Genomic DNA, 9,940 nt, shown 5'->3' with positions numbered 1-9,940 from the left:
TCTCTTTGCTTTCCCGCTATCGGGTTCACATTAAAGCTCCACCGGAGTGACTTCACCAACTCTTCTTTTCCTTCTACGCGAATTACCTCTTCACTGATGCCGTCGTTATCGAAATCGTAAAAAAGGAACGGGTTCTCAAAATGAGGGATCCATTTGTCTTGTTCAGGATTCAGGTAATAAGCGACAAAACTTTCATTTCCTCCAAAATGTGAGTGGTTCTGGCAAGGAATCTGATAATAGACATAATCCATATCGTAATCCAACAGGTTATCGTCCCCATCGTCGGTTGAGACAAGCACCCGCAATCCATCAAAAGGAACCCGCCAGCCTTTCTTACCGTAAGTGAACCATTCCATCACGTCGAGATCCCCGTCTCCGTCGAAATCGCGATAGCTGATCACGGCATCGACCAATCCGTCGGCATGCCAGTCGGCGATCCAGAGATCTCCATACTTTTCGGGCTCCTTGCCCATCTCCAGATTACCATTCTCGTCAATCACTTTGACCAGTATCGGTTTTTTTGCTTCCGTATGGCGCGGTTCGATATCGATAAACCACACCTCCTCCGGCTTGCCGTCACCGTCCCTGTCCACATAGTGGCGCTTACCCGGGGTATCATTTTTTACTTTTTCAACCATAGCAGGATCCAGTCTGACGGCATCGCCGAAAATCTGCTCAAAAGCGTTTTGCTTCGCCATCTTTTCCGTGTCCTGTGCATGTACGGTTGTGGTGTGAAGGCAGCAAATGGAAATCATCCAAAGAAAAGCCATACCGAGCCGCAACCGATTTTTGTTCAATAAATTTTGTACCATAAATTTTTATTTGATCAGCAATGTTTCTTTCATTTTATGCAATACGTCCTCGTTGGCCTCTATCAGGTGTTCCGTTGAACCCGCCCTGTGCCACTCCGTTATCCTGTCCTGATGGTAAAACGGCTCGGGCGTCAGGTATTCATTGGAGAGGGAGGAGATAATATTGGCCACATAGTTATTCTTCTCGGCAACCAAAACCAATTGGGCATACAGAATATTGTATTGCCGGATTTGCTGATTGATGGTTTTGATATATCGGGCTGGATGATAGGATGATGCGTCCGTTTTTGCCATGATCTCTTCCACGGCTTTTCCCGCCCCGCCGCCGGTGTTCGGGGCTTCCACGCCCAACAGCCGGGCAATTGTCGGCGCAAGGTCGGTATGCTCAAAGTAAGGGAGTTCACGTCCCCGGGCGATTCCGGTTCCGCCAAAGACCAACGGCGTCACCCAGCTATCCTCGTCGAGCATGGGATGCCATCCCACCTTACTCTGTCCGTGATCGGAGGTTACTATTAAAACGGTACTCTCCCATTTTCCTGCCGTTTTCAGGTAATCGATCAACTCTCCCAGCAGTCTGTCGGCATTCTCAATGGCTTCGACATAAGGAGAACCCTCTCCGAAAACATCTCTCGCATAAGGCTTCCCTTCACTGAACATGGCTATATTCGTACCTAGGGATCCCGGGCTTTGCAGGTGAACGCGCATAAAACGGATCTCCTGGCTTTCCAGCAGGTTGATGGCCTGTTGTACCGTCTGATCATCCGTCAGCGAGTTATCCATGATACAGGTGGAGAAACCCCTTCCCACGGAACGATAGGCGGTCGTGTTCACCACGAATGCCGTCTGTTGCTTCGGGGAGATCATCTCCTGGATCATTTTATTCTTCGGGCTCAGGAAGATGGTGCCTTCATGCAGCATCGGGTTGGGAAAGGAGCAACTGTTCGACAGACTGTAATCCCCCACCGTGGGGTGATGGGGAATGATCATGTACGATTTCCGCACGTACGTCCCTTCCTTTATCAGGGAATTAAGCACCGGCATATTCAATTTTTCCGGCGCCTGCCAGTGCATTCCGTCAATCATGAACAGGATCACCCTTTCAGGCTCCTTCGCCGATAAAGTCGATATATTCACCGACAAGAGATACAGCAGAAACAATACCAAACCTACATGTATTCTTTTCATATCATTATTTATTTTACAATTTAATGAAAATATTCCGTTTATACATATAATAGCAGATGCCCCAGACCATAAACGCCACCACCGCAATCGTCACCATGTTGATCACCATATCGCCTCCCCAGCCAAAAAGACGGTACGTGAACGGACGGGCCATCCGGGTAAGCAGACTCTTTCCGCCGAGGCTGCTGAAAAGGTAAATAAAAATAGGGTTCATACCCACGATGGCAAAGAACGTGGCTACCTTTCTGAAGCGGAGTATATCCACAAAGAGATAGGACAATCCCATCGCCAGCAAGCACCAACCGCCGCTGAAAATGACAAAAGAGCCGGTGCTGATACGCTCTATCATGGGGATACATAACCCCAGCAGATACCCTCCCATGATCCCGGCGACCCCGGTTGAAAGCATGATCCATAGTTTTTTCTTTCGGGGCCAATCAGTCATTAATAATTTTCCTATGCAGACGCCCCAGAGGATATGGGCGCAAGTAGGCACCGCATTGAATGTGACCCAATGGTCGGGATGCAGATGACCCACTGTGACTGAATCTAACCATGCGCCGAAATTGTGGTCGGGCGTGTAGGGCATATTGTATCCTTTTATCGACCAAAGCTGGTAAAGCAGGTCGGAGACCAGTATCAGCGCAAAGGAAACCACCAGTTGCCATTTCACATCCTTTTGCAACAACAGAAAGGCAAACACATACACAAACGCCAGTTGGGGAAGGATATTGGTCAGGTAATAGGTATCGTCTTTTGCTCCCAGCATAAAACCGAGCAGCAGCAGCCAGAAGGAACGCTTCAGGGCATGGATGAACGACCGCTTCCAGCTATCGCCCCGTGCAAGCCTTTTGGAAAGAGAGAAAGGCATGGAGACACCGACGATAAACATAAAAAAAGGCTGTATCAGGTCCCAGAAATATATCTCGAACCAGTTGCCGTGATTGGAGTGCTTGTCGAGCCAGGCAATAAACGCACCTCCCTGCCCCTGTTCCGTCATTTGGTGAAACAGGGTCGCTATCCCCGATACAAGGATAAACATCACCAATCCCCTAAAGAAGTCTATGGAAAGGATTCTTTCCTGTTCCTTGCCCATGCCGGTAGGCACATGGTTTGTTTGATTCGATTCCATCTCTTCAATCTTTTTTTCTCATTTCCGGCCCTGCAACTTCAGGACTTGAATCGGGGTTTTTATAATCGAAGAAAACGATGCCGGATTTTTTGTAAATTTCCATCATCCTGTCCATCCGCAAATTGAAGTTCTCGTAATTTTTTGACCGATCTTGCGTCCATGCGGCTTCCGCCAATGCCGACAGCCGGGGATATACCATAAACTGTAACCGCTCGGACGTATGAATTCTTTCTGTCCATACATTCCCTTGCAGGCCTTTGACCAATGGTGTAGCCACAGATATGCCTGAAGTGTAACCCGTACCGGGAAAATGATAGACCCTTTCCATGGGTGCGTACTCGCCTTTCGACCATTTCCGGCCGTATTGATGCAACGGATGCTGGACGAAATCCAAATAGAGGGGCAGCCGCGGACACAGCACTATTTCATAACCTTTACTTATCGCTTTTTCAAGCTGTTCAGGCCTCTCTTGACGCCACCACATCACCACCGTATTGGACACGGGCAAGCCGGCAGTGACCACTTCATCCCATCCCATAACGGTTTTACCCAGCGTACGGATGGAGTCCGACATCCTGTTCAGGAAGTAGTGTTCCACTGCCACCAGGTCGTTGAGTCGTTCTGTTCTCATCAGCTCTCCGATTTCAGTCAAGTGATTCCACTGCTCATTGCCAAAGTGCACCTCATCTCCGCCTATATGGATATATTTTGAAGGAAAAAGAGCGGTTATCTCTTTTAGAATATTTGTTAGAAACGTATAGGTGCCCTCTTTCCCCGGATTAAAAGTAAAGTGGGGATACCGCTTTGAACCGCCGCCGCTGAACTCGGGATAGGCTTTAACCGCGGAGGTGGCATGTCCCGGCATATCTATTTCGGGAATGACTTCGATAAACCGCTCTGCCGCATATTGCACTATTTCGGCTATTTCGGCCTGTGTGTAATATTGAGCCGGGGCATCCGGATCGGTGAGGTTGCCGATGGCTCCCACGGAAGTCAATAGGGGATACTGCTTGATTTCGATTCTCCACCCCTGGGAGTCAGTAAGGTGCCAGTGGAATTTATTTAGTTTGTGCAACGCCATCAAGTCGAGTAATTTCTTCACTTCGGCTTTTCCCATAAAATGGCGGGATTCATCCAGCATCAAACCGCGCCAGCCATAACGGGGATTGTCACGAATGACGGCACATGGAATGGAGCCTACTGCCCCGGCACTGTTTATCAACTGAAAAGCCGACTGCAACCCGTAAAAACAACCGTTTGCACATCCGGCTTCAATAATAATACCTGTGGGGGAAACTATCAACCGGTATTCTTCGGGATTGTGACAGACTGCGTTTCTGACTAATTGTATCCATCCCTTTTTCCCTGTCTTCTTTGCTTGCAAGGAAAAATTTTCCAGCGTTTCCACAAATCCGGGAATCAGGGAGCTGAATTCCCCTGATTCGGCCGAGACAGTGATTACTTGAGGAACTATTGACACGCCTTCCCTTTGTTCATAATGATTGGGAAAAGGTATAATTCCCTGAGCATTGCCTATGACAAATGAAAGGGATAAAAAGAAAAGGAAGGCTATAATACGATTATTTACCACAGAACAAATTTGATATTTATTATTAATCATTTTACTTTCTCCTTATATCTGCTAAATGTTATGTATCATTGTTTTTTCTAAATTCGGCAGTTTAATATCCTTGGTCAAAATTAAAGATAATCTTACAATAAGCGCTTATTTAGCTACACTACAGCGATATGTATGGAAGAGAAATGGATTAATGCTTGTCATTCAACAATTTGGAAATGGCATCTAAAAGCACTTCTTCCGCTTCAGGGGTTACTTTCGCCACCTCCACCTCGTAACCTCCCTGAGTAAAAGCTTTGGAACTGGGAATATATCCAAACCCCAGGTCGCCGTACGCCGCCATAGCAACAAACAAATCTGGTCGCATTTTTTTTGCGGCTAACTGATACTCAACCGTTAATTCTCCCGGGAGAAAAAGAATCCTGGAGTTGCCAAGAGCCAGGCACTGGATGTCAACTTTTTTCCCCGATTTTGTTCTCTGCCAAAGGTCTTTGCCTGCCTTTACCGAGTCCAGCGGTAAAGAAACCGGTTCAACACTCCATTTAATATCGGAAGTTGCAACAAGACTTCGTTTGGAATTTTCCCAAGCCCGGTTCATCCCGTCTGCAACTCTTTCAGCTAAAACACCTCTGTTTTCTTGCGAACCATCGTTGTATTTACCTGCTCCCACGTTTCCACCTGCTCCCGTGAAATAAACTTGTAACGCATCGGGTACAGCAAGTTGCCGATAAAAACGGGCTATCCCGGGGTAGTCTGGATTGGGTACGCCGGTGCCGTAATAACTTTGCGGGTGAGTGGCGTAGAAGTTTAACACAGCAACGGGTTTATCCTCATTCCAAAAGCTCACAGCCGACAGCTTCGCGTCAACCAATCCTTCGGGCTCGGCACGTAATGTGGAATCTTTGCAGGCTGTCCAACGCATGGCCTTTACTTTGCCTTCAACACCAAGAATCCGCCGGTTGGAAGCCACTCCGTACACTTGCGCTTCACCAAATCCTATGTGTGTAACGGGAATAAAATTCTCGAATGAACTTGCAACTGCCATTTCGAGGCGGTGTATAACAGACAATGCAAAATTGTCGTTTATGAAATCACGTGGATAAGGGGCATCATGCTGGTGGACAACGTGAACGGCCACCCGTTCTGGTGTGGTTCCCGCAGCCCGGGCAAGCGAACGCTTGAACTCATCGTAACAGTCGTTCGCTATGCCGAGCCAGTCCAAAGAAACCAAGACGACCGGTTCTCCCGGGCCGGATAGAACAATCCCTTTTGCCCGAAGCCCCAAATCCCATGTATTTATTACAACTCCATACGGCATTTTGTAGCTAATAGGAGGGGTGATATCAATATCAAAAACAGCAGCATGCAATCCTTCTGTTGTCGGTTTATTTTGAATATCATTTTTTTCTTGAACAGATTCAGGAAAAAATGACATGCACAAAATTAGATACAGGTTCAAGACTATCAAGACTATCACTGATGAATTTTTTTTCATGACTGTTTGTTCTTTATCTGTTCTGCATTATGATAAATCTTTTCGATGGCGGATGCTATATTTTTCATATCCGATTTAGAACCCAACAGTATATTTTGTGGGATCCAGACTGCCTGTTCGTTGCACAGTTTCTCGTTCACCGGACACCGGTTCTCCTCTGCGTATTTATCGTAATTCAGCCTCTCAGCAGGATATAATTTTCGGAAATATTTGCTTTCAAAGGCATTTTTCAAATAAGGCATTTTGTTTAATTCCGTATATCCACCGGAACAGGGAACGCCTTCGGCATGCAACGCCTCCAAAAATTTATTCCGGGGCAATCCCTTGAAATCCTCTCTGTTATACAAAAATGGGAACAGGTGAAAAGCAGCTCTTGTTACATTTTTATATAGCTTATAAGGTACAATTCCCGGAATTTTTGCGATTAGCGACCGAAGATACCTGGCATTTTCGTTCCTTTCCGTTGTCTGCTCTTCCAAACGCTCAAGCTGTGCCAATCCGATAGCTGCCTGATACTCGGTAATGCGTAGTTTCGTGCCTACCATCACGGTACCGGCACCGATTTGCCCCGCTGTAGAACCGTAAGGATTGCCGTAATTGTGATACGAAAAACAACGGTCCATGAATTCATCGTCGTCGCTGACGATGGCTCCCCCTTCGCCCATAGGCATATTTTTGGAGTTTTGAAAGCTAAAACACCCAGCATTCCCGAAGGTGCCGACCTTTTTTCCGTTAATCTCTGCCAACCATGCCTGGCAAGCATCTTCAACCACCAACAGGTTATGTTTATGTGCTATTTTCATGATCCGGTCCATATCGCAGGGTAGTCCCAGAATATGAACGGGTAGAATTGCACGGGTGCGGGGGGTTATCTTTTCCTCGATCTTGTCCGGATCCATCTGGAAAGTTTCGGGATCGACGTCCACGAAAACGGGAATGGCCCCGTTGAACAGGATGCACGACACGGACGCGATGAAAGTGTAGGGCGTGACCAGCACCTCGTCTCCCCATCCGATCTCCAGCTGCGCCAGGGCTGTATTAAGGGCATTGGTTCCGTTCACCACAGCCAGGCAGCGTTTGGAACCCAGCAGTTGCGCCCATTTTTTTTCGAATTCATCCGTGACCTTGTCCCTCGACCACACCCCACCGCGCATCACCTCCAGCAATCTCTTCTCGTCGGTTTCCGGTTTCCACACAGGCCACGAAGGCCAGTCGTGGGAGGTTATCAGGGGGCTTCCACCTAAAACGGCGGGCGTGGTTTTGTTTATCGCCGTACAACTTGCCAGCACCCTGCCTGTCGTTCCCGCTCCCATGACAGCACCCGTTCCGACAATTAAATTCGTTTTTATAAATTCACGACGTGAATAGTTTTTATTCTTAAATTTCATTTTAATTATTGTTTCAGGTTTGGATTCAGAATGTATTTCCATAATAACACAACAAATCCAGCTAATAAAAAATTTTCTCAACCTAGACAAAGGGAGGCATGTCCTTTTATCCCTAAAAATAGATTCCTAAAATTATATTTCAATATTTTGAATATTAATGCTTCGTTAAATCTTCATTTATAACACTGACAGTCAATAAATTATGCTAAATCCCGGAAAGCGCCATACTCTATTGATATTCAATGAATTATAAGAATTATTTAAAAATACCGAAGTGTTGAATATGATAATAATATTTAAACTTTTCATTCACCTTCGTAAGGTACTTTGTTTGCATTACTCCCCTTGTAATCATATACTGACCAGTTTTTTTCAACGGCAACATCCACGTCAGACTTTAAAGCTACGTTTTGCTCTGAAGGCAAAGTGGTATCAACAATGACTAATGTACCACCTGAAATACTTTTCCGGTCGAATAATGAGTTCATTAAAGTAGTCATATTCGCCTCTCTAATACTATTATTATGACAGAACAAGTGGGTAAGAGAACTACTTGCTGGCTCCAAAGCTGAAATTCTATTATTACTATAGCAATCTAACCGATACACATTCCCATAGACGGTGATGGTTTGTGCGCCAATCACATAATTCGTGAGTCCAGTGGAAACAGAATAGGGGAAATCCGGCGTTTCACCTTCATCTTTAATCCCATTATTATTGAGATCAATCCAAACATCAGCCTGATTTTCCGCTGCCGCATACAAGGCTATCCTTATTGTTTCCCCGACAGACTTTTCAGTCACAAAAGTTATTTTATCCGTATTCACTGGGGGAGATGCGTTTTCACTACCTTTTGAAGCCACAGAAGTATTTCCGTAAACTCCAATATTAATTCTATCACCGTTTGGAGAAGGCTCTTTTGAATATTCATCATCAGGGTTTCCGGCATTTATACATGGGCTGGTAACGTTATCGGTAACCCACGCTGTTCCATTCCATCTTCCTTCTTTTGATTTCAGGTGATAATCACCATTCGTTTCATCCGCAAATAGCGGATCAACGGCTATATTTCCGGTACCTGAAAGCTTTGCAAAACCATTCCAGAAATTGGTGTATGAAACTGAAACATCTTCCATATCATCATAGCCCGTTTCCGTTCTATTAAAACCCCATGGAGCAGAAAGAGAACGGTCATCAAATTGGTTATTAACCGCTGAAAGAATACAGTTTTTTAAGACTGTTTCCGAATTACCATCAGACCCTGAACTACTTAAACTAAAGCGGAATAAGAAGGGAATATTAATGAAGTTGCAGTTTTTGAATGCAGTATTTTTTGAGTTTCGTAAAAAAACGCCAATTGTGTTATTCTGTAAATCACCCTCAAAGATACAGTTCAAAAAGACATTATCTGATTGATTTTGTGGATTTGCTCCCTCTGTACCATCATACACACTAACAATACCGGTCTTACCTTTAAATCTGCTGTTAACTATCATATTGCTATAGGCACCATCCCGATTCTGTACACAGAAATTAAACATTGAGTTTTTCCCGGTATTATCAGCGAAACAGCTATCCACCTTATTATTATAGGTCCCATGAGCAAATGAAAAACACTCTTCCATTTTTTTAGCCGAACAGTTTACAAATAAGTTCCCTGTACTGGATGGTTGTCCTCCACTGTCTCCGGGATTATCCTTAACAATAAAACCATGATTTCCCTTGTATGAACCGTTTATATCTTCAACATAACAATCCCGTACCGTATTGTTGCTGCTCCAGGCCAACACAACAAAATAGTCTGTCATAAACCGGTTATTGGCAGTTTGCCTACAATATGCCTTGCAATTCTGAAGAGTACAGTTATCGGTTTGGGATAAAAAAAAGTTATTACCTCCATTATCTGTTGCCGAACAATTCTTTACGGTTGAATAATTACTTTTCTTGACTAAAATACCGTAACCATCGTATCCCTTATTCACATAATCGACATTACAACATGAATCGGCTATACAACCATCTAAAACCGCATGATGGCTGTTATCAACCCAAATACCGTAAAGATAACGCTTTACGCGTATATTCTTTAAAACTATATATGGTTTGCCATAGATATAAATTCCTTTCTTCGTATAATCTCCACCGTCGAGGACCGGCGTACCGTTGTATCCCATAAAGACAATAGGAGAGCCGTCCGATCCCGCATTGGTGATGACCACATTTTCATTTTCATAATTTCCTCCTTCTATACAGACTGTATCACCTGCTACCGCTTTTGTTGCCGCATAGGTAATAGTGCGCCAAGCTTTTTCTTTGGATGAACCCATACCCGAATTTGCATCGTTTCCT

7 protein-coding genes are annotated in these 9,940 nt (G+C 45.1%); all 7 read right to left on the bottom strand.

Annotation, left to right across the window (positions count from 1 at the left end):
- On the bottom strand, nucleotides 1-812 hold an 812-nt coding region (locus B3Z75_RS03825), incomplete at its 3' end, for a hypothetical protein (RefSeq protein ID WP_294067937.1).
- Between the two features lie 6 nt (nucleotides 813-818).
- A complete protein-coding gene (locus B3Z75_RS03820; RefSeq protein WP_286834471.1) occupies nucleotides 819-1,997 on the bottom strand; it encodes an alkaline phosphatase family protein in 1,179 nt (392 codons plus the stop codon).
- Nucleotides 1,998-2,010: 13 nt separating this feature from the next.
- The gene (locus B3Z75_RS03815; protein WP_238867921.1) at nucleotides 2,011-3,129 is read right to left on the bottom strand and encodes an acyltransferase family protein; all 1,119 of its coding nucleotides are present in this window, start codon (nucleotides 3,127-3,129) and stop codon (nucleotides 2,011-2,013) included.
- A gap of 4 nt (nucleotides 3,130-3,133) precedes the next feature.
- On the bottom strand, nucleotides 3,134-4,750 hold the full coding sequence (locus B3Z75_RS03810; RefSeq protein ID WP_286850550.1) for a beta-N-acetylhexosaminidase: 1,617 nt from the start codon (nucleotides 4,748-4,750) through the stop codon (nucleotides 3,134-3,136).
- A gap of 148 nt (nucleotides 4,751-4,898) precedes the next feature.
- Complete coding sequence (locus tag B3Z75_RS03805; RefSeq protein ID WP_238867923.1) at nucleotides 4,899-6,203, bottom strand: hypothetical protein; 1,305 nt, start codon at nucleotides 6,201-6,203, stop codon at nucleotides 4,899-4,901.
- A complete protein-coding gene (locus B3Z75_RS03800) occupies nucleotides 6,200-7,591 on the bottom strand; it encodes a DegT/DnrJ/EryC1/StrS family aminotransferase (RefSeq protein WP_286834475.1) in 1,392 nt (463 codons plus the stop codon). Before B3Z75_RS03800 ends, B3Z75_RS03805 begins: the two co-directional genes overlap by 4 nt.
- 305 nt (nucleotides 7,592-7,896) lie before the next feature.
- A partial coding sequence (locus tag B3Z75_RS03795; protein ID WP_286845201.1) for a NosD domain-containing protein occupies nucleotides 7,897-9,940 on the bottom strand: 2,044 nt, incomplete at its 5' end.

The organism is Proteiniphilum sp. UBA1028 (genome assembly GCF_002316955.1).
Taxonomy (GTDB): Bacteria; Bacteroidota; Bacteroidia; order Bacteroidales; family Dysgonomonadaceae; genus Proteiniphilum.
This window is presented reverse-complemented; position numbering and strand designations above follow the sequence as displayed.

What these genes read in the sequence shown, in the direction of transcription:
- B3Z75_RS03820 (WP_286834471.1), bottom strand. Translation starts at nt 1,997, where the DNA reads ATGAAAAGAATACATGTAGGTTTGGTATTGTTTCTGCTGTATCTCTTG.
- B3Z75_RS03815 (WP_238867921.1), bottom strand. Translation starts at nt 3,129, where the DNA reads ATGGAATCGAATCAAACAAACCATGTGCCTACCGGCATGGGCAAGGAA.
- B3Z75_RS03810 (WP_286850550.1), bottom strand. Translation starts at nt 4,750, where the DNA reads ATGATTAATAATAAATATCAAATTTGTTCTGTGGTAAATAATCGTATT.
- B3Z75_RS03805 (WP_238867923.1), bottom strand. Translation starts at nt 6,203, where the DNA reads ATGAAAAAAAATTCATCAGTGATAGTCTTGATAGTCTTGAACCTGTAT.
- B3Z75_RS03800 (WP_286834475.1), bottom strand. Translation starts at nt 7,591, where the DNA reads ATGAAATTTAAGAATAAAAACTATTCACGTCGTGAATTTATAAAAACG.